Origin of the sequence: Pantoea sp. FN0305 (assembly GCF_050113845.1) — a bacterium.
Taxonomy (GTDB): domain Bacteria; phylum Pseudomonadota; class Gammaproteobacteria; order Enterobacterales; family Enterobacteriaceae; genus Mixta; species Mixta alhagi.
Window position 1 is genome coordinate 45,596 of record NZ_JBNJSN010000007.1, and the last position, 20,601, is coordinate 66,196.

The following is a 20,601-nucleotide window of genomic DNA, read 5'->3' on the forward strand; positions in this document are numbered from 1 at the left end:
TGCAGGGAGACCAGGCAGAAGAGTAAAGCGTCCCGCGCCAGGGAGGGCGCGGGCCGAGCTGTCAGGGATGACGTTGTTTGCGTCTTTACGATCGGTCCGGTCTCCCTGCGGGAGCGCCAGACCTAACCGCGATTTTCATTAGACCCAACCGCGATTTTTATCAGAATCAACTGCGACTGTCAGCGGCAGCGAGCCGCTAAATCAATCATCCTCAATTCAGCTCATCCGGGTGTGGCCCCAGACGCGTACCGCGATCCATTTTCGCAATCTCGCTGATCTCTGTTTTCTCCAGGCGGAAATCAAACACGTGGAAGTTTTCCTCAATGCGCGATGGCGTTACGGATTTCGGAATAACTACCAGACCGCAATCCAGATGCCAGCGGATCACAACCTGCGCTGGCGTCTTGCCATATTTCTTCGCCAGCTGCTTAATCACCTCCTGATCGAACACGCCTTTGCCGCCCTGTGCCAGCGGGCTCCAGGATTCGGTTTGGATCTGGTGCATGGCATTCCAGGCATGCAGCTCACGCTGCTGAAGCAGCGGATGCAACTCAATCTGATTCACTACCGGCGTAACGCCCGTCTCATCAATTAACCGCTTCAGATGCTTCTCCTGAAAATTACAGACGCCAATGCTTTTCGCCAGCCCTTGCTGCTGCAGCGCGATCATTCCTTGCCAGGCCTCAACATAATCATCCTTCCCGGGGCAAGGCCAGTGCATCAGATAGAGATCGACATACTCCAGCTGTAATTTTTGCAGGCTGCTTTCCATCGCCTGCTGCCAGTTCAACTGATCCTCATTCCACAATTTTGTCGTCACGAAAATATCTTCACGCGCCACATCCGTTTGTTGCAGCGCCTGACCTATCCCTTCCTCATTTTTATAAATGGCGGCGGTATCGATAGAACGATAACCCACTTCAAGCGCCTTCAGCGCCGCATCGCGCGCTTCCTCTACGCTGGCCTGCCAGACGCCGAGTCCCAGCTGCGGCATCATATTGCCATCACGCAGTTTAATAATTGGTTGGTCTGCCATAACTTCTCCTTAATGGTGAGTTGGACCCGATAACGCTTAAGTTTAGTCGAGATATGCTGTAACGGCAGAGCCGTCCGGGACGTGGTAAAAAGTCCAATGCTCATTTCTGCCGGAAACTTGCCTGTTTCTCCAGGCCGCTGGAGAATTCTGCTGACCAGGGGCAAACTTGCTGAAAGGTCAACTGACGTGAGTAGAGAAGATGGATCGGGAAGCGATCTGCGCCGGCCTGGCGCAAAAAGTGATTCAGCTGCGTAAAGCCGAACGCGCTGCCTTGCCTGAACTGCCAGAGGTGCAGCTGCTTTATGCTGATAATACCCTGGGCCGCACGCCGGTCATGTACCGGCCTGGCATTGTTATTCTGTTTCAGGGCAAAAAAGTCGGCTATATCGGTACTACCACCTTTAACTACGATGCCAGCAAATATCTGATGCTGACCGTTCCGTTGCCGTTTGAATGCGAAACTTTCGCCACGCCGGAACATCCGCTGGCAGGCATTATGCTGCATGTGGATATGCCAAAGCTGCAGGATTTGCTCATCGAACTTAATAATGACGAAAGCTTCCAGCCTAAGCCGTTAAACCAGGGGATCCACTCAGCCCTGCTCTCAGAAGAGCTGCTGTGTGCGACCGAACGGCTACTGGATGTAATGCAAAAAGATCGCGATGCGCGCGTGCTCGGGCCGCAAATCGTGCGGGAAATCCTCTATTACGTTCTGACCGGTCCCTGCGGCGGTGCGCTACTGTCGCTGGTTAGCCGCCATACCCAGTTCAGCCAGATAGCGCGAGCGCTGAGGCGTATTGAAAGCTGCTATACCGACAGCCTTAGCGTTGAGCTGCTGGCGGCAGAAGTGAACATGAGCGTTTCGGCGTTTCATCATAACTTTAAGGCGGTAACCAGCACCTCGCCGCTACAATATCTGAAAACTTATCGGCTGCATCAGGCGCGCAACATGATGTTGCAGGAGGGCTTAAAAGCCAGCGCGGCGGCAATGAAAGTGGGTTATGAAAGCGCTTCGCAGTTCTCGCGCGAATTTAAGCGCTACTTCGGCGTCACGCCGGGCGAAGAGATCACAAGAATGCGGCTGGCAGGCTAACCGGCCCGCCAGCCGCTAATGCTCAGGCGCGCTGACGGCGCTTTTTCCAGATAAGCGCAACGCTGCCTGCCAGACCCAAAAACAGCAGGGCGACGGGCAGAATAATCAGAATCGCCATCACCTGATCTTCATGACGCTTAATAAAGGGCACCTGACTGATACCGTAGCCGAAAGCGGTAACCATCGTCACCCACAGCAGGCCGCTCAACCAATTAAACAGCTGAAAGCGCCCATTTTGCAGGCCAGAGATGCCCGCCATGGTGGGCAACAGCGTACGTACAAAGGCCAGAAAACGGCCAACCAGCAACGCCATCAGGCCGTGGCGGTTAAACAGATGCCAGGCGCGTTGATGATATTGCGCGGGCAGATGCATCAGCCAGCTTTTCACCAGTCGGGTATTACCCAGCCAGCGACCCTGCAAATAGCTTAGCCAACAGCCGAGACTGGCGGCAGTGGTCAGAATGACCAGCGTAGGGATAAAATCCATCACCCCTTTGGCAATCATCGCGCCCGCCAGCAGCAGCAGGCTGTCGCCCGGCAGGAAAGAGGCGGGCAACAGGCCATTTTCCAGAAACAGCGTAAGAAACATAATGCCGTAAACGATCCAAACCACATCTGGATTGGCCAGCGCGGCAAAATCCTGATGCCAGAGCGCCTGAACAATCTCATGTATCACACCCATGTGCTTCCTCGTTGACTGTGGTAATCGTTTAATTGTAACTGCAAAGGGACACCCGTCTTCTGCCGAAGCATGACAAAGGGCAACCCGTTAAGTATCCGTTTAAGGTTAATGTGATGTTTACCGCTTATGGTTGGGCGATGCGCGCGAAACCGGCGGCTAAATCGTCAATCAGATCGTCGAGATGCTCCAGGCCGATATGCAACCGCACCAGGGTCCCGCTAAAATCCACGCCGTTCACCGGACGAATCGCCGCCAGTTCTTCTGGCTGATTGGCCAGGATCAGTGACTCGAATCCGCCCCAGGAGTACGCCATGCTGAAGTGATGGAAACCATCGAGGAATTCTGCCAGCTTTTCATCGCTCAGTTTTTGCGCCAGCACAAAAGAAAACAGACCACTGCTGCCGCTAAAATCGCGTTTCCAGGCTTGATGGCCAGGACACTGCGGCAACGCCGGATGATTAACGCGCGCTACTTCCGGGCGTGTCGACAGCCATTCAGCTACCGCCAGCGCGCTTTCTTGATGCTGGCGTAGGCGCACCGCCAGCGTACGCAGGCCGCGACTGGTAACATACGCGGTATCCGCATCCACCATTTGCCCCATCAGATAGGAATTTTCACGCAGGCGATCCCAGCAGCGCGCATTGCTGACGGCGGTGCCGATCATCGCATCAGAATGACCCACCAGATATTTGGTGCCTGCCTGAATAGAGATATCCACGCCGTGATCCAGCGGACGGAACAGCAAACCGGCAGCCCAGGTATTATCCAGCATAATAATCGCATCGGGCGCTTTGCTGCGTACCGCCTGCACAATAGCGGGCACATCCTGCACTTCCATAGTGATCGAAGCGGGCGATTCGAGGAAAACCACTTTGGTATGAGGCTGCACCATATCGGCGATATCAGCACCGGCAAGATGATCGAAATAGCGTGTCGTCACACCCAGTTTAGCGAGAAGCTTATTGCAGAAATCCTGGGTAGGCTCATAAACCGAACCGGCCATCAGGACCTCGTCGCCCGCTTCGACAAATGCCAGTATCGCATTGGATACCGCTGCCGCTCCGCAAGGATAAAGCGCACAGCCCGCGCCGCCCTCCAGCTCACACATTGCCTCCTGGAGCGAGAAATGCGTTAGGGTGCCACGGCGGCCATAAAACAGTTCGCCCTGCGCACGCCCGGCGGTGGCGCGTTTCTTATCGGCAACGGTAGCAAATACCAGCGAAGAGGCGCGTTGAATAACGCTGTTAACGGAGCCCTGCGTGTAACGTGGTTGTCGTCCTGCGCTAATCAGTGCGGTTTCAATATTTTTTTTCGACATGCTGCCAGCGGTCCTGCCTTACCTGTAGTGAGGCGTTAACTTACCACGTTTAGCGGGTCGGGGTTGAGAGCGAATTGCCACTATCAGACAGTAGCCAGAGAGAGAAAGGCTGACGACAATCCTTCATCGTCAGCCGGGCATTATTCTTGTCACCGCTACGGCAAAAAAACGTTGCGGCAAAACAAGCGCGCGTTACATCACACCCATCATATGCGGCAGCCACAGAGAAATGGCCGGGACATAGGTTATCAGCAGCAGCACGACAAACAGCACGCAGTAAAACGGTAGCATTGCCTTTACCACCTGCTCCATTTTCTGCTTGCCGACCGCGCTGGCGACAAACAGCACCGAACCCACCGGTGGCGTAATCAGACCGATCCCGAGATTAATCATCATAATCATACCAAAATGCACCGGATCAATGCCCAACGCGGAGGTCACGGGCAGCAGCACCGGCGTCAGGATAAGAATAATCGGTGCCATATCCATCAGCGTACCAATCACCAGCAGCAACAGATTAATGCACATCAAAATGACATATTTATTATCGGAAATGCTGGTGAAAAAATCGGTAATTAGCTGTGGCAGTTGCATAAAAGTCATTACCGCGCCGAAGCCGGAAGCAAAGGCAATCAGCACCATGACAATGGTGACGGTTTTAATGGTGCGAAACAGCAGGATATGTAACTGGCTCCATTTAAAGTCACGGTAGATAAACATGGTGACGAAAAAGGCCCACACGCAGGCGATGGCCGCTGATTCCGACGCGGTAAAAATACCGGATAGAATGCCGCCGAGGATAATCACCACGGTAAACAGGCCCCAAAAAGCGTCAAGAAAGATTTTTATAGCCTGAGGGAAGGGGATTCGTTCACCGCGCGGATAGCCGCGTTTACGCGCAAAGCCAAGGCACATCACCATCAGACATAATCCCAGCAGCAAACCGGGCACGATACCGGCGACAAACAGTGAAGAGATAGTCACTACGCCGCCGGTGGCCAGCGAGTAGATCACTGAATTGTGGCTGGGCGGGGTCAGTATTGCCTGCACGGAACCGCTGGCAGTGACCGCAGCGGCAAAGTCACGCGGATAGCCTTTCTCTTCCATTTGCGGGATCATTACCGAGCCGATGGAAGCGGTATCCGCCACCGAAGAGCCGGAAATCGCGCCAAAAAAGGTTGAGGCAACGATATTCACTAACGACAGCCCGCCGCGGATAAAGCCGACAAAAATATAGGCAAAGTTAACCAGCCGTCGGGCGATGCCGCCTTCAGCCATAATCGCCCCCGCCAGGATAAAAAACGGGATGGTCAGCAAAGAGAATTTATTAACGCCATTAGTAATCTGGATAACGACCGCCTCCAGCGGCAGATCGATCCACCACGCGCCAATAAAAGCGCTGAGTCCGACGGCAAAAGCGACCGGAAAGCCCATCAGCAACAGGATCATCAGACTGCCAATTAAGATCAGTGCGTCCATTATAAGCTCCGAATCAGTGGGTGCCGCCAAGGCTGACCAGCGGGCGCTCGGACTGATCGCCGCACAGCAGGCGTTCAATCACAAACAGAATAGTCAGCAGTGCGCCGACCGGAATGGGCAGATACATCTGACCAAAGGTGATAGCGGGCAGCGAAGCCTGAGGCTGATACCACATCGCTTCGCACAGGGCATAGCTGGCCTGAAAAATAACCAGGCAGGCGACCAGCATGAGCAGATTACTGAGCAGCGTCGCTATTTTTTGCCCGTGCGCTGAAAGACGATCGGTCACCATTGTTACGCTAATATGGGTGCCTGCCCGAAATCCTACCGGCGCGCCAATAAAGGTGAAAATAATCATGCAAACAATGGCGACCGGCTCTGGCCAGGAGAGGGAATCGTTCATTACATAGCGGGCAAAAATGCCGATGGGGATCACGGTCACCATTAATAATAAAGAAACGGCGGCAATCATCATGCACAGCAGGTAGACCGCATCCATCAAACGTGAATATGCAGACATAGTGTGTTACCTGATTAGCAGCGCCACGAGGAGACGTGGCGCAAGGAAAAGGTTATTTCACCGCAGCGATTTGCTGCATTAGATCCTGGTAGTCTTTACCGTATTGATCGCGGACCGGCTGCGTCGCCTTCATAAATCCGTCGCGATCGATCTGCTGGAAGGTCACGCCGGCCGCTTTCATTTTATCCAGCGATTGCTGGTTATATTCAGCCCACAGCTTACGCTCATCTTCCTGTGCTTCTTTGCCCAGCTTGCGCAACAGGGCCTGATCCTCAGCTGAAAGTTTGTCCCAGCTGCGTTTAGAGAACAGGATCATTTCCGGCTGGATAAAGTGCCCGGTCAGGGTGTAATACTTCGCCACCGGCAGATAGTTATGGGCGACAAAGGTGGGCGGGTTATTTTCCGTGCCGTCCACCACGCCAGTTTGCATCGCGCTGAATACTTCGCTGACGCCCATCGCTACCGGGTTAGCGCCCATCGCCTTCAGCGTTGCCAGCGAAATGGCGCTATTCTGTACGCGGATCTTCATCCCTTTCAGATCCTCCGGCTTCGTTACCGGATCTTTGGTGATCATGTTGCGTACGCCCGCGTCGGTCCAGCCAAGGAACACCATGCGCGAGCGGGGATTCTGCTCAAACTTTTCCACAATCGCTTTGCCGGGTTCGCCGTCCAACACCTGGTGCATATGATTTTCATCACGGAAAATATAGGGCAGCGTCAACACGCCGGTTTCCGGTGCGATAGTCGAGACCGGTGCCAGCGAGACGCGGATCATATCTATCGCGCCGAGCTGCACCTGCTGCAGCGTTTGCTCTTCATCGCCCAGCGTACCGCCAGCATAAATTCGCATTTCCAGCCGACCATTGGTTGCCTGCTTCAGCTTTTCCCCCATATGTTCAAGTGCAACAACGGTGGGATAACCGGCAGGCTGGACTTCCGCTACCTTCAGTACCTTTGCCGAGGCGACTGTAGAAGCAAACAGCGCGGTGGATGCCAGCGACAATGCCAGCAACAGTTTTTTCATTTTCATATGATGTTCTCCTGCGCTTAAAGGGAGCCCGGTTTCTGGTCTGAAAGAGGGGAGAGTAAAGGTCAGAGGCCAGCAGGGCTGATTCACTATAAATAAATTGCGCAGGTGAAAAATTGGCGCAGATGAATTGGATGAATCCCATCACATAATTAAAACGATGTTTTAATAAATTTATACGCAGCGTCACAATTTAAAAACTAACCGCTTACATCATTCCGCCACACCGCCCGGGAAACCACAAAAGCGCGAGAAATGTTTGTAAATAGTAATGAGAACTAGTATCAATTCGCTTTTGTTTTGGTATGATCCGGAACTGTTTGAATGACTCATCTTAAGGTTGGAGAAATAGCGTGGTGACCAATGAACTGATGCAGACGGATCTCTCTGTCTGGGGCATGTATGAACATGCGGACATCGTAGTAAAAACGGTAATGATTGGGTTGCTTATGGCGTCCGTTGTCACCTGGACCATCTTCTTCGGCAAATTCACTGAACTGACCTCAGCGCGTCGGCGTCTGAAACAGGAACAGCAGACGCTGGCGGAAGCGCGTTCGCTGCGTCAGGCAGCCGAGCTCAGCGACAGTTTTCATGCACGCAGCCAGAGCGCGCTGCTGCTACAGGAAGCGCAGAATGAACTGGAGCTTTCAGCTGGTTCAGATGATAACGAAGGCATCAAAGAGCGCACCGGTTTCCGCCTGGAACGACGCGTTGCGGCTATCAGCCGTCACGCCGGTCGCGGCAACGGCTTCCTGGCGACTATCGGCTCTGTGGCACCCTTTATCGGCCTGTTCGGCACCGTCTGGGGCATCATGAACAGCTTTATCGGCATCGCTCAAACGCAAACTACCAACCTGGCGGTTGTCGCGCCGGGCATCGCTGAAGCGCTGCTGGCAACGGCTATCGGCCTGATTGCCGCTATCCCGGCGGTAGTCATCTACAATATCTTTGCGCGCATGATCGCCAGCTACAAAGCGGGCCTGGGCGATGTCGCGGCGCAGGTTCTGCTGCTGCAAAGCCGCGATCTTGACCTGGCGCGCAGCAAAAACGACGCGCAGCCGGTACAGAGTGCGCATAAACTGCGGGTAGGTTAAGCGTTATGGCGATGCGGTTAAATGACGACTTAGACAGTAACGGCGAAATGCACGAAATCAACGTGACGCCGTTTATCGACGTGATGTTGGTGCTGCTGATTATTTTCATGGTAGCCGCGCCGCTGGCCACGGTAGATGTGCGGGTTAACCTGCCCGCCTCGACCAGCGCGCCGCAGCCGCGTCCCGAAAAGCCGGTTTATCTTTCAATTAAGGCAGATAAACAGATGTATATCGGCAATGAAGCAGTGACCAAAGATAAATTAATTGAGGTGCTAAATGCACAGACCGAAGGCAAAAAAGATACCACTATCTTTTTCCAGGCCGATAAGTCTGTGGATTATGAAACGCTGATGAGCGCCATGGATGCGTTACGCGGCGCAGGCTATCTCAAGATTGGCCTGATGGGCATGGAAACCGCGCAAAAGTAACCGACCGGGGCAGTATGCCCCGGTAAACACCCTCTGTTTTTTGTCGCGCTTGTTTGTTACGCGCATGAATAGCGCTAAGCTTTCAACCCACTGCACTTTAAACCCGCCTGCACCAACGTCGCTGTAAAATAAGCCAAAACCTTCAAAGAAAGGAAACTATTATGGCTATGGCTATGGCTATGGCTATGGCTATGGCTATGGCTATGGTTATGGTGACTCTACGCGCAAATATGAGACCAAAGGGTTGTTGGCGCATAAAAAATGCCGCAGCGTTATCCGCTGCGGCACTCTCGCTACGCTGGAGATAAACCTCCAGAGCACAGGCCAATCAAATCTTAGCCCAGATGTTCACCACCGGTCACGCCATGCACTTCCGCCGTCACATAGCTGGATTCCTGCGAGGCCAGGTAGACATAAACGCCTGCCAGCTCGGCTGGCTGACCAGCTCGCTTCATCGGCGTCTGCTTACCAAACTCCGGTAGTTTCTCCTGCGGCTGGCCGCCGGCGATCTGCAATGCGGTCCAGATGGGGCCTGGCGCTACGCTGTTAACGCGAATGCCTTTCTCTGCAACCTGCTTCGCCAGCGCGCGGGTATAGGCAAGGATTGCCGCCTTGGTGGAAGCGTAGTCCAGCAGATGCGGGCTTGGCTGGTAAGCCTGAATGGATGACGTGGTAATAATTGAGGCGCCTTCCGGCAGTAACGGAATAGCGGCCTGAGTGATCCAGAACAGAGAGAACACGTTGGTCTCATAGGTTTTACGGAACTGCTCAGTGGTCAGCTCAGCAATCTGTTCAACCGCCACCTGTTTACCCGCTACCAGCGCCAGGATATCCAGCCCGCCCAGTTCTTCATGCGCCTGCGCGACCAGCTGTTTACAAAACGCCTCTTCACTGATATCGCCCGGAATCAGCACAACTTTGCGGCCTGCCTCGCGGATATAGTTGGCCACTTCTTCTGCGTCACGCTGTTCAGCGGGCAGGTAGTTAATCGCCACATCCGCACCTTCACGTGCATAGGCAATAGCGGCGGCACGGCCAATACCGGAATCAGCGCCGGTCACCAGCGCCTTGCGTCCTTCGAGGCGCTGGCTGCCACGGTAGCTTTGCTCTCCGCAGTCCGGCACCGGCTGCATATCCTGCTGGATGCCAGGTGCGGGCTGGCGCTGTTTCGGGTATTCCCCGCTGTAATACTGGGTGAGAGGATTCTGCATTTTATTCTGGTCTGCCATGTTTCCTCCTGATGTATTCAAACAAAATTCACTGTTAAGGCTAGGAGAAACCCACGGGTTGTCGAGTCCTGTAACTGCTCATACCAGTCAAGTCACTGTCAGCAATAGAAAAAAGCGTGAAGAAAAAATGCGAGAAAATATTAATAAATATGAATAATCCCCATCAAAAAGTGCATTTTCCAGCGAAAAATAATCCCTACGCCGCTTTGTTAAATAATGGTTACTAAAGCGATCGTTTTGTAAACTGAAATGGTGATTATCATCACATTATGCGGACAGGAATCGGGCTACAACGGGAAAAAACACAAGGAAGCCAGTATGAAGTCAGCTAAAAATTTACAAAACTCGCGCCGCAGCGCCGCTAAAACCATCTTCAGCGTCACCAGCGGCAATTTTCTCGAAATGTATGATTTTATGGTATTCGGCTATTATGCCAGCGCAATCGCCAAAACCTTCTTTCCAGGCAATAATCCATTCGCCTCGCTAATGTTGACGCTAATGACCTTTGGCGCAGGTTTTCTGATGCGTCCGCTGGGCGCAATTGTATTGGGTGCGTATATCGATCATCACGGAAGGCGTAAAGGTTTGCTGCTTACGCTGGGGCTGATGGCGCTGGGCACGCTCACTATCGCCTGCGTACCGGGCTACGCCACGCTCGGCGTCGCCGCGCCGATTCTGATCCTGCTGGGACGTTTATTGCAGGGGTTCTCCGCCGGCGTCGAGCTGGGCGGAGTTTCTGTTTATCTGAGTGAAGTCGCTCCCAAAGGACGTAAAGGTTTTTATGTTAGCTGGCAGTCCGGCAGCCAGCAGATCGCGGTGATCTTTGCCGCGCTGCTTGGCCTGCTGCTTAACCATCTGCTGGCGCCGCAGGAGGTCACCGAATGGGGCTGGCGTATCCCGTTTGTGGTGGGTTGCCTGATTGTTCCGTTTCTGTTCTGGATCCGTCGTATGCTGGAAGAAACTGAAGCCTTTAGTCAGCGTAAGCAGCATCCTTCAATGCGCGCGATTATGCGTACGGTTGCCGGTAACTGGGCGTTGGTGTTGGCAGGTATGCTCATGGTGGTAACCACTACCGTGATGTTTTACATGATCACCGCTTTCACCCCGACCTTCGGCAAAACCGTGTTGATGATGAGCGATAAACAGAGCTTTCTCGTTACGCTGTGTATCGGGCTCTCCAACCTGATCTGGCTGCCGCTAATGGGGGCCTTATCCGATCGCGTTGGTCGTCGTCCGTTATTAATTACCTTTACCCTGTTAATAATAGCGACCGCCTGGCCTGTGCTGCACTGGCTGGTGGGATCACCCTCTTTTAGCCATCTGCTGGAGGCGGAGCTGTGGCTCTCTTTCCTTTATGCCAGCTATAACGGCGCGATGGTGGTCTACCTGGCCGAAGTCATGCCTGCCGAAGTGCGTGCCAGTGGCTTCTCGCTGGCCTACAGCCTGGCGACTGCGCTGTTTGGCGGCTTTACGCCAGCGATTTCCAGCTATCTTATTCATGCGACTGGCGACAAAGCGATGCCCGGCGTCTGGTTAACCATCGCTGCGGTCTGTGGTTTGCTGGGCACTTTGCTTATCAGGCGTTTGCTGAAGCAGTATCAAAGGCGTCAGGGTGGCGTTGTCACGGCCTCTACGGCAAGCTAATGATAGACTTAATCAATAAATGACTTTTACTGTATAACCCGCTCTGGCAAAGCGGGTACCAGAAAATGGAAATTTTAATACTATATATTTATTAAGCCGCAACACGTTAGGGACCTGGACTTATTTAAGGTCAACCCGCCGATCCCCCTCAGTGATATCTATCCGTAAATGTTTAACAGTATTATTTTCTTTTTTGGCATGAGAAAATCGCCTTCTTACAGGCTAACCTGATTAATCTGGCACTAAAACAAGTTGTTATAAAGCCTTATTGCTGGCAGGGAAATAAGCAATCAGTCCTGAAGTCCGTCGGTACCAGGGGTTGTTTGCTAAATAAACTAAAACAATTTTTATATATTTTTCGTTTATCGTTGAACAATGTCCGCCGCTGGCAGGATGTAGTTTCCGGCAATCTCTTTTATTCATCAAGAGAGTGATAAGTATTGGGTCTGGTATGCCGATAACTTATCCAATGCAAACCGTGTAACGCTTGCTGTTGCTTTTTTAACTTTGCGCCTGCTGCAGGCATTAACTGGCGGATAAGTCTATGTTGATAACGTCTTACGATACGGTAATGGTTATCGTATCGATAATCGTGGCTTTTCTGGCTTCCTATACTGCGCTGGATATGGCAGGCCGGGTAGTAAACAGCACCGGCAGAGCAGCTCAGGCCTGGCTGCTTGGCGGTGGATTTGCCATGGGTATTGGCATCTGGGCGATGCATTTTATCGGTATGCTGGCAATGAAGATGCCGATGATGATGAGCTACAACGGCCCGCTGACGCTACTGTCGATGATTATTGCTGTCGCCGCCTCGCTGTTTGCACTGTGGATCGTCTGCTACGGTGAACTGCGCTGGCCGCGTTTAAGCTATGGCGCATTGATTCTGGGCAGCGGCGTGGCAGCGATGCATTACACCGGTATGGCCGCGCTGATGCTTGAGCCGGAGATTATCTGGAAATGGGGCTGGGTGCTTGTTTCGGTGGTTATCGCCTTGCTGGCATCAGGCACTGCGCTGTGGCTGGCGTTCCGGCTGCGTAAAGGGGCAGGCCGTCTGGCGCTGCTGCGCGCGGGCGCGGCGATAGTCATGGGGTTTGCTATTGCCGGTATGCACTATACCGGCATGGTCGCCGCCAGTTTCCCCACCCAAAGCCATATGATGCACCAGGGCGTAGACAGCGACTGGCTGGCGATTCTGGTGGCGGTGGTCTCGCTCTCTATTCTCGGTATTACGCTATTGGTTTCGATGCTTGATGCGCGCATGCAGGCGCGTACGTCAATGCTCGCCTCATCCCTGGCGGAAGCCAACCGCGAGCTGGCGCAACTGGCATTGCAGGATAATCTGACGCGCCTGCCGAACCGTATTCTGCTGGAGGATCGTCTCGATCAGGCGATCAATAAAGCGACGCGGGAACATAGCCGTTTTGCGCTGATGTTTATGGATCTTGATGGCTTTAAGGCGGTCAATGACGCATTTGGACATCATATCGGTGACAGTCTGCTGGTAGCGGTGACGGAACGTATGACCACCAGTATCAACGGGCATTACACGCTGGCGCGGCTGGGCGGCGATGAATTTGTGCTGCTGATGGAAATCGAAGAGCCAAACGAAGCTGCGGTTACCGCAGATGCGCTGGTCAAATTGATAGGGAAACCCTTTAACATCTCACGCTATGAACTTAATGTTTCGGTCAGTATTGGCATTGCGGTTTATCCGGGAGATGGCGTTGATGAACGTGAACTGATGTTTAACGCCGATGCTGCCATGTATCACACCAAAAACAACGGGCGCAACGGCTATTATTTCTTCCAGCCTTCAATGAACACCATTGCGCAAAATCAGCTTCAGCTGATCAACGATCTGTGGCTGGCGCTGGATAAAAGTGAGCTGCGGCTGTTCTATCAGCCGAAATATACCGCACCAAGCGGCCCGATTGTGGGCTTTGAGGCGCTGCTGCGCTGGCAACATCCGCAGCATGGCCTGCTGCCGCCGGATACTTTCCTGCCGCTGGCGGAAAAGAGCGGCTTGATTATTGGCGTAGGTAACTGGGTAATTAATGAAGCCTGCCGACAGCTACATGAATGGCATAAACAGGGGCATAAAAACTGGTCCGTAGCGGTTAACCTGTCGGCGTTGCAATTTGAACAGAATAGCCTGGTTGATACCGTCATGACGGCGCTGGAAAAACATCATATCCCGCCGCATCTTCTAACGCTGGAGGTCACTGAAACCACCGCGATGCGCAATCCTGATGAGAGCGTGCGCATTCTCACGGCGCTAACCGATCTCGGGGTGAATGCTTCGATCGATGACTTCGGTACCGGCTATTCCAGCCTGCTCTATCTGAAACGTCTGCCTGCCAGCGAACTGAAAATCGATCGGGCCTTTGTAAACGAACTCAGCGAAGACAGCGGAGATGCCACCATTGTCTCTGCAATTGTGGCGCTGGCGCAGTCGCTTAACCTCAAAGTGGTGGCGGAAGGGGTAGAGACGCCGGAGCAGCAGGCCTTTTTAACCCATCTTGGCTGTAACAGCTTACAAGGCTATCTGTTGGGAAAACCGATCCCTCCTGAGCGTATCCATGAGCTGAAAGAATTTATCAAAACTCAGGAGAACGAGTCAGCTGAAATTGCCTGATAGAGAAAAAGGGCGGCTGGGATATCCGCTGTACCCGGGAAAAACTATAATAGTTGCCCTTTAGCCTTCCGGGACCTGTAACAGTTTATGGCAAAGTATCTTCAGCTGGTGGAGCAAATCCAGGCGCAAATAGATGCCGAAATCTGGCTGCCGGGCGAAAAGCTCCCTTCGCTGCGCGATCAGGTTAGCCAGAGCGGCATGAGCCTGATGACGGTGATGCATGCTTATCAGGTGCTGGAGAGCCAGGGCAGCATCGTTTCACGACCGCAGTCCGGCTATTATGTTGCGCCGCGCGCTGAATTTCTCAGCCAGCCGGTTAACCATCAAAAGGTGCAACTGGCAGAGGCGGTTGATATAAATTCCTTTATTTTCGATGTGTTACAAGCCTGCCGCGATCCACTGATTATCCCGTTCGGCTCCGCCTTTCCCGATCCGGAGCTTTTTCCGCAGCGCCAGCTAATGCGCGCCCTGAATCATGTTTCTCATCGTCTGACGCCGGGCGACGCCATTAATAATCTGCCACCCGGCAACGAAGCGCTGCGTAAAACGCTGGCTCGTCGCTACGCTCAACAGGGGATTGCCGTTTCGCCGGATGAGATTGTGATTACTAACGGAGCAATGGAGTCGCTAAGCCTGAGTTTGCAGGCGGTCACCGAGCCAGGCGACTGGGTGGTGGTAGAAAATCCAACGTTTTACGGCGCGCTACAGGCTATTGAACGTCTAAAGCTAAAAGCCGTGGCCATCGCCACCGATCCTCAGCACGGCATGGATTTAAACGAGCTTGAGCAGGCGTTAAAACGCTGGCCGATCAAAGCCTGCTGGCTGATGACCAATCATCAGAATCCGGTAGGGTTTACCCTGAGCCGGGAGAAAAAAAAGGCGCTGGTTGCGCTGTTGGCAGCGCATCAGGTGGCGCTGATTGAGGATGATGTTTACAGCGAGCTTTACTTTGGTGCCGATAAACCGTTACCGGCTAAAACGTTTGATCGTCAGGGTAACGTACTGCACTGCTCATCCTTTTCCAAAAATCTGGTAGCGGGCTTTCGCGTAGGCTGGGTAGCGGCGGGCAAACAGGCGCAGCGTATTCAGCGGCTGCAGCTAATGAGTACGCTTGCCACCAGCGCGCCGATGCAGCTGGCGCTGGCGAACTACCTGAGTACCCGTAGCTATGACAGTCACTTGCGCAAGCTGCGTCAGGTACTGGAGCAGCGCAAAAATCTGGCCCGGCAGTCGCTCAAGCGCCATCTGCCCTATGGTGCCAAAATCAATGATTCACGCGGCGGCTACTTTTTATGGATTGAACTACCCGGACAGGTAAACGCGACACAACTCTACTATCGCGCGCTGGGACATAACATCAGCATCGCGCCAGGCAGCATGTTTTCCTCAGGACAGCAGTACGCGAACTACTTTCGCTTTAATACTTCCTGGCCGTGGGATAGCGCACAGGAAGCGGCTGTGGCCATCCTGGGAGGGTTGATTGCCGCCATGATGTAACAAGCGTTAGCAAAAAGCTGTAACAGTGGCCTGGCATACTTTAACGCGGCCATGAAAATGCGTAAAAAAATGAATGCACGCCACGCTGGTAGGGTAATTTGACTTAAGTATTGAATTTCAAAGAAATTTATTGTGAATTGGTCGTTATTCCTATTGCAAAGTTATTAACTTTTGCCACAATCAATTAACATTATGACCAACATGGAGGCGTAGTATGTTTCCCTCATCGTGCAGTCTTATGACAATGATGTCATTTGCGGCAGGCACACCTTTTGCGGGGACGTCCAACAACCCGCAGCATCTGATGCTGGCTATGCCTTCAAACGGTATTCCGAATAACCCGTTGCCGTTGATTATCTACCCGCGCGTGGTGCCAAATGATGTTGAGGACATTGCGGCCTGGTTCGAACAGCGGTTTACGGAACACCACTGGCCGCCACGCTGGCGCGCCGATATTTTTCCCTGGACGCATTATCACTCTAACTGTCATGAGCTGTTGGGCGTCAGCGCGGGCTGGGCTGAAGTACTGTTTGGCGGCGAAAGCGGCCGCATGGTAACGCTGCGCATGGGCGATGCGGTACTTATTCCAGCAGGCGTAGGGCATCAGCAGATTGCAGCCAGCGAAGATTTCTTTACCGTTGGCGCTTATCCGGCAGGCATGGAGCCCGATACGTTGCGTGACGATAGAAGTATCCTGGAGAAATCCCTGAGCACCATTAAACGGGTGCCGTTACCGCAGTTCGATCCGCTAACCGGCGGCGAAGGTGCGGTAACCGATTTTTGGCATCCCGTTGCACAGCAACAGGCCCATCATAATTAAACCAGAGACGGGGCGGCGACAGGCTGCCCGCTCGGGTTAAATTCATCGCTTTTGACACGCCTGTTTTATTGAAAGAATTAAAGAGATCTCTGTACGCAATTAACCGGTTAAACCAGATAATTTCTTTTAGCGACTTCATTAATATCAACCACGCTTTTTATACCCAGCTTGCGCAATATTTTAATTTTATAGGTGCTGATGGTTTTATTGCTAAGTGAAAGCTGTAAGGCTATTTCTTTATTAGAATATCCGGCAGCCAGTTTCCTGAGTACCGTTAGCTCTCGGCGGGAAAGCGACATTAATTTTTCACTTTCTGAATGCACCGCTTTTACCTCTGTATCTTGCGAGCAGGGATAGAATTTAATACCTTTATCGATGCTGCGAATCGCCTGTAACAGCTGGGTAATATCATGACTTTTACACAAATAGCCATCAACGCCCAGCAGCAGGCAGCGCTGCATATGGAACTTGCTTTCGGAGGCGGTTAATACGATGATTTTTTGCTGTACGTTAATACGCTTCAGGCTTTCAATGACTTGCATACCGTCCCTGCCCGGAATATTGAGATCCATAATCACCAGATCGGGACGATGCAGGCCAACATCCGCAATCACCGAAACGCCATCCTGCGCGATGCCGGCAATGGTATAGCCGTTAGCGCGTAAATACGTCTTAATGCCCGAACAGATAAAAGGGTGGTCATCAACAATAAATACTGTGTTAATCATAATTAATCCTGAGTGATATTATAAAATCCATAAATAATAATATTTATCCATTTGTATTCCTGGCGTAGTCAGTGAAGCAGTATAACTTTCCACCTAATCTATCAATGTGAGAATTGTCTCTAATTAAGCTGCGTTACTGATACGCAACGCGCCGCTATTCTCTGATTTGAATGCAAAACCGGTAGGTTTAATTACTCACAGGGTCTGCTTTCTCACAACTTTTTAAATCCGGCCTCTCATCAAAAAGTAAAAATATGGGAAAGGATTATTTACTGCCAGAGATTGATTGAAGACAAAATTCAGGGAAATAAGTTATTGAATAAAGCTTCTCTGTAAAAACTATTATTAACGACAGCAGGTTTAACAAAAGTTGGATGAAGTAAATATTAGTCCCGTTTTTTTAAATAAAACAGACGGGCCTGGGCATACAGCAGAAAACCAGCGCCTTTTTACGCTTAAAGCGGAACCGCATCACAGGAATGATGAGAGAACTGTACTTAAGTCCGGTGAGTCTGCTGTGTAAACGTTTACGCTGTGTTTTTGTGACCCAGAGCCGTTTAGCGTAATAATTATTTTGTGCGTGTCAGGGAGGGATAAGCCATAGAATCAAGCTTTCTGGCAGCGTAGCGATAAATTAAATCCTTTACTCTTAGCGGTATGGCGCGCTTTTCCCAACGCATAGCAAACTTAAACGCAAGCCAACCCGTTTAAGCTATACCAGATACGAGAGAATTCCATTACTCTCAGGCTAATGTTTTGACGTCAACCTTAATTGATGCTTCAGCCTGTCAGGCGGAAACTTCCTGCTGTCGATTTTAGTTAAATCACTATCAAGCCAGGAGGTTAGCCATGTTGCCTGAAGCATCGGCAGGCCGCGTCTGGGATACGCGTCGTACAGAGAAACAGCGACGCATCGCGTCTCTCTCTATCCCAGGTAAAGTTCTGCCCACTCATGATTTACCCACCGTTCTGGAAAAACTGATTGCCCCCGGCGACCGCGTGGTGCTGGAAGGGAATAACCAGAAACAGGCCGATTTTTTGTCACGTATGCTGGCAGAGGTTAATCCGCAAAAGGTACACGATCTGCATATGATTATGCCGAGCGTCAGCCGCAGCGAGCATCTTGATATTTTTGAAAAGGGCATCGCCCGTAAGCTCGATTTCTCTTTCTCCGGCACGCAAAGCCTGCGCATTTCGCAGCTGCTGGAAGATGGTCAACTGGAAATCGGTGCTATCCACACTTACATCGAACTTTATGCCCGTCTGTATGTTGATCTGGTGCCGAACGTAGCGCTGGTGGCGGGCTTCAAGGCTGACCGCCAGGGCAACCTTTATACCGGTCCCAGCACGGAAGATACGCCCGCGCTGGTCGAGGCCGCCGCTTTCCGTAACGGTATCGTTATCGCTCAGGTCAATGAGCTGGTGGATGACGTTAGCGATCTGCCGCGCGTCGATATTCCCGGATCCTGGATCGATTACGTGGTGGTAGCCGATCAGCCTTTCTTTATAGAGCCGCTGTTTACACGCGATCCGCGCCTGATCAAACAGGAACATATCCTGATGGCAATGATGGCGATCAAGGGCATCTACGCCGAACATCAGGTGCAGTCGCTGAATCACGGTATCGGTTTCAATACCGCCGCCATTGAACTGCTGTTGCCGACCTGGGGCGAACAGTTGGGGCTGAGAGGCAAAATTTGTAAACACTGGACGCTGAACCCGCATCCGACATTGATTCCAGCTATTGAAAGCGGCTGGGTAGAAAGCATTCACAGCTTCGGTAGCGAACTGGGCATGGAAAATTACATTGCCGCGCGTCCCGACATCTTCTTTACCGGCTCGGACGGTTCAATGCGATCCAACCGCGCCATGTGTCAGCTGGCCGGTCAGTATGCGGTGGATATGTTTATCGGCTCAACGCTACAGGTAGACGGCTACGCCAACTCCTCAACCGTAACCCGTGGCCGTCTTTCCGGCTTCGGCGGCGCGCCGAACATGGGTCACGATCCCCATGGCCGTCGCCACGCCACACCGGCCTGGCTGGCAATGATCGACAAGCCCGATCCCATGGTGCGCGGCCGCAAACTGGTGGTGCAGATGGTGGAAACCTTCCAGGCGGGCGGCAAGCCTACTTTCGTCGAGAAGCTGGATGCCGTTGATGTGGCGAAAGCCTCCTCAATGCCGCTGGCACCGGTCATGATTTACGGCGAAGACGTTACTCATGTTCTTACCGAAGAAGGTATCGCTTACCTCTACCGCGCCGAGTCAATGGAAGAACGTCGGGCGATGGTGGCTGCGGTAGCCGGGATTACCGATATCGGTCTGGGCGTTGATGCTCAGCGCGTCGCGAAGCTGCGTCAGGAAGGCAAAATTGCCTGGCCGGAAGATTTAGGGATTCGACGTAGCGAAGCCAACCGTTCTCTGCTGGCCGCAGGTAGCGTGGCGGATCTGGTGGAATGGTCAGGCGGTCTCTATAACCCACCGGCTAAATTCCGGAGCTGGTAATGGCAACCCAACCGCAACTCTCACCGCAGCGTGCCGAAACGCTGGCTTTACGGCTGGCGGAACAGGCCAGGGCCGCTCTGATCGCCGAAGCGCGTTTAACGCCGAAGCCGGGCCTGGTTGACGGGCGCGGCAGCGGGGCGCATCAGGATTTAAATCTGGCGCTGATGGAGCGATCCGCCTGCGCGCTGGAGCGGACCTTTTATGCGCTGGCGCTGCACAGCTGGCTGCGTCCAGCGGATATTGCGCTGCGTCAGCAGGTCGGCGAACTGGGGCGCGCTGGCGAAGCGCAAATGATGGCCGCTACGCAGGGCGTCAATACCCATCGTGGCGCGATCTGGGCGCTGGGACTGTTGGTCAGCGGTGCGGCGATGCTGGATGGCAAAGCTGAGGCCACCGCTATTTGTCAGGCTGCCGCCACGCTGGCACGTCTGCCGGACGATCGCGCGCCGCGCAGCTTCAGCAAAGGGTTGCGGGCAACGCAGCGTTATCGGGTTCCCGGTGCGCGTGAAGAGGCGCAGCAGGCTTTTCCGCATATTTCCCGGCTCGCGCTGCCCCAGCTTCGTCGCAGCCGTGCGGCTGGCGCAGCGGAAGCGGAGGCGCGCATTGACGCTCTGATGGCGATCATGACCTCGCTAAGCGATACCTGCGTGCTGTCACGCGCGGGTCTGACCGGCCTGCAGGCGATGCAGCAGGGCGCACAGCAGGTGCTGGACGCAGGCGGCTGTGCAATGCCCGTCGGACGCCAGGCGCTGGCCCGTCTCGATGCCGCCATGCTGCAGCTCAACGCTTCGCCAGGCGGAGCAGCTGATCTGCTGGCGGCCACGCTGTTTCTCGATGGTATTTGCTTACCTACAGATTGAGGATGT

General features: G+C 53.1%; 17 protein-coding genes. 9 read left to right on the forward strand and 8 right to left on the reverse strand.

Features of this window, described 5'->3' with window-relative positions:
- Nucleotides 1-211 precede the first annotated feature (211 nt).
- Nucleotides 212-1,036, reverse strand: a complete 825-nt coding sequence (gene dkgA, locus ACQE3Y_RS14540) for a 2,5-didehydrogluconate reductase DkgA (protein ID WP_426973497.1) — start codon at nucleotides 1,034-1,036, stop codon at nucleotides 212-214.
- A gap of 199 nt (nucleotides 1,037-1,235) precedes the next feature.
- On the opposite strand from dkgA, the gene ACQE3Y_RS14545 reads away from it, so the two are divergent.
- A complete protein-coding gene (locus ACQE3Y_RS14545; RefSeq protein WP_250650885.1) occupies nucleotides 1,236-2,129 on the forward strand; it encodes an AraC family transcriptional regulator in 894 nt (297 codons plus the stop codon).
- 22 nt (nucleotides 2,130-2,151) lie between these two features.
- Here ACQE3Y_RS14545 and ACQE3Y_RS14550 read toward each other — a convergent pair whose 3' ends face one another.
- The 5 genes from ACQE3Y_RS14550 to ACQE3Y_RS14570 all read right to left on the reverse strand — a co-directional run bounded on the left by ACQE3Y_RS14550 (nucleotide 2,152) and on the right by ACQE3Y_RS14570 (nucleotide 7,158).
- Nucleotides 2,152-2,811, reverse strand: coding sequence for a DedA family protein (locus tag ACQE3Y_RS14550; RefSeq protein WP_426973500.1), 660 nt, complete (start codon nucleotides 2,809-2,811; stop codon nucleotides 2,152-2,154).
- Between the two features lie 124 nt (nucleotides 2,812-2,935).
- Nucleotides 2,936-4,129, reverse strand: a complete 1,194-nt coding sequence (gene metC, locus ACQE3Y_RS14555; protein ID WP_426973502.1) for a cystathionine beta-lyase — start codon at nucleotides 4,127-4,129, stop codon at nucleotides 2,936-2,938.
- 192 nt (nucleotides 4,130-4,321) lie between these two features.
- The gene (locus ACQE3Y_RS14560; RefSeq protein ID WP_426973504.1) at nucleotides 4,322-5,608 is read right to left on the reverse strand and encodes a TRAP transporter large permease; all 1,287 of its coding nucleotides are present in this window, start codon (nucleotides 5,606-5,608) and stop codon (nucleotides 4,322-4,324) included.
- Nucleotides 5,609-5,621: 13 nt separating this feature from the next.
- Nucleotides 5,622-6,128, reverse strand: coding sequence for a TRAP transporter small permease (locus ACQE3Y_RS14565; protein WP_426973506.1), 507 nt, complete (start codon nucleotides 6,126-6,128; stop codon nucleotides 5,622-5,624).
- Nucleotides 6,129-6,180: 52 nt separating this feature from the next.
- A complete protein-coding gene (locus ACQE3Y_RS14570) occupies nucleotides 6,181-7,158 on the reverse strand; it encodes a TRAP transporter substrate-binding protein (RefSeq protein ID WP_426973508.1) in 978 nt (325 codons plus the stop codon).
- A 353-nt stretch (nucleotides 7,159-7,511) separates the two neighbouring features.
- On the opposite strand from ACQE3Y_RS14570, the gene exbB reads away from it, so the two are divergent.
- Both exbB and exbD read left to right on the forward strand, forming a co-directional pair.
- The gene (exbB, locus tag ACQE3Y_RS14575) at nucleotides 7,512-8,249 is read left to right on the forward strand and encodes a tol-pal system-associated acyl-CoA thioesterase (protein ID WP_426973744.1); all 738 of its coding nucleotides are present in this window, start codon (nucleotides 7,512-7,514) and stop codon (nucleotides 8,247-8,249) included.
- A 5-nt stretch (nucleotides 8,250-8,254) separates the two neighbouring features.
- Nucleotides 8,255-8,677 (forward strand): TonB system transport protein ExbD, encoded by a 423-nt coding sequence (gene exbD, locus ACQE3Y_RS14580; RefSeq protein ID WP_085070078.1) that lies wholly within the window; start codon nucleotides 8,255-8,257, stop codon nucleotides 8,675-8,677.
- A gap of 335 nt (nucleotides 8,678-9,012) precedes the next feature.
- Here exbD and ACQE3Y_RS14585 read toward each other — a convergent pair whose 3' ends face one another.
- Nucleotides 9,013-9,906: an SDR family oxidoreductase gene (locus tag ACQE3Y_RS14585; RefSeq protein WP_085070080.1), complete on the reverse strand. Its 894-nt coding sequence runs from the start codon at nucleotides 9,904-9,906 to the stop codon at nucleotides 9,013-9,015.
- A gap of 318 nt (nucleotides 9,907-10,224) precedes the next feature.
- Here ACQE3Y_RS14585 and ACQE3Y_RS14590 point away from each other — a divergent pair, with 318 nt between their 5' ends.
- The 4 genes from ACQE3Y_RS14590 (at nucleotide 10,225) to ACQE3Y_RS14605 (ending at nucleotide 16,502) form a co-directional block, all read left to right on the forward strand.
- A complete protein-coding gene (locus tag ACQE3Y_RS14590; protein ID WP_426981962.1) occupies nucleotides 10,225-11,550 on the forward strand; it encodes an MFS transporter in 1,326 nt (441 codons plus the stop codon).
- Between the two features lie 544 nt (nucleotides 11,551-12,094).
- Nucleotides 12,095-14,185, forward strand: coding sequence for a putative bifunctional diguanylate cyclase/phosphodiesterase (locus ACQE3Y_RS14595; protein ID WP_426973513.1), 2,091 nt, complete (start codon nucleotides 12,095-12,097; stop codon nucleotides 14,183-14,185).
- An 87-nt stretch (nucleotides 14,186-14,272) separates the two neighbouring features.
- Nucleotides 14,273-15,682: a PLP-dependent aminotransferase family protein gene (locus tag ACQE3Y_RS14600; protein WP_426981963.1), complete on the forward strand. Its 1,410-nt coding sequence runs from the start codon at nucleotides 14,273-14,275 to the stop codon at nucleotides 15,680-15,682.
- A gap of 214 nt (nucleotides 15,683-15,896) precedes the next feature.
- A complete protein-coding gene (locus ACQE3Y_RS14605; protein ID WP_426981964.1) occupies nucleotides 15,897-16,502 on the forward strand; it encodes a hypothetical protein in 606 nt (201 codons plus the stop codon).
- A gap of 107 nt (nucleotides 16,503-16,609) precedes the next feature.
- On the opposite strand, the gene ACQE3Y_RS14610 is transcribed toward ACQE3Y_RS14605, so the two are convergent.
- Nucleotides 16,610-17,230: a response regulator gene (locus ACQE3Y_RS14610; RefSeq protein WP_426973517.1), complete on the reverse strand. Its 621-nt coding sequence runs from the start codon at nucleotides 17,228-17,230 to the stop codon at nucleotides 16,610-16,612.
- A gap of 849 nt (nucleotides 17,231-18,079) precedes the next feature.
- Between ACQE3Y_RS14610 and mdcA the strand changes: the two genes are divergently transcribed.
- The gene (gene mdcA, locus ACQE3Y_RS14615; RefSeq protein WP_426973518.1) at nucleotides 18,080-19,735 is read left to right on the forward strand and encodes a malonate decarboxylase subunit alpha; all 1,656 of its coding nucleotides are present in this window, start codon (nucleotides 18,080-18,082) and stop codon (nucleotides 19,733-19,735) included.
- On the forward strand, nucleotides 19,735-20,595 hold the full coding sequence (locus ACQE3Y_RS14620; RefSeq protein WP_426981965.1) for a triphosphoribosyl-dephospho-CoA synthase: 861 nt from the start codon (nucleotides 19,735-19,737) through the stop codon (nucleotides 20,593-20,595). Before mdcA ends, ACQE3Y_RS14620 begins: the two co-directional genes overlap by 1 nt.
- Nucleotides 20,596-20,601 lie beyond the last annotated feature (6 nt).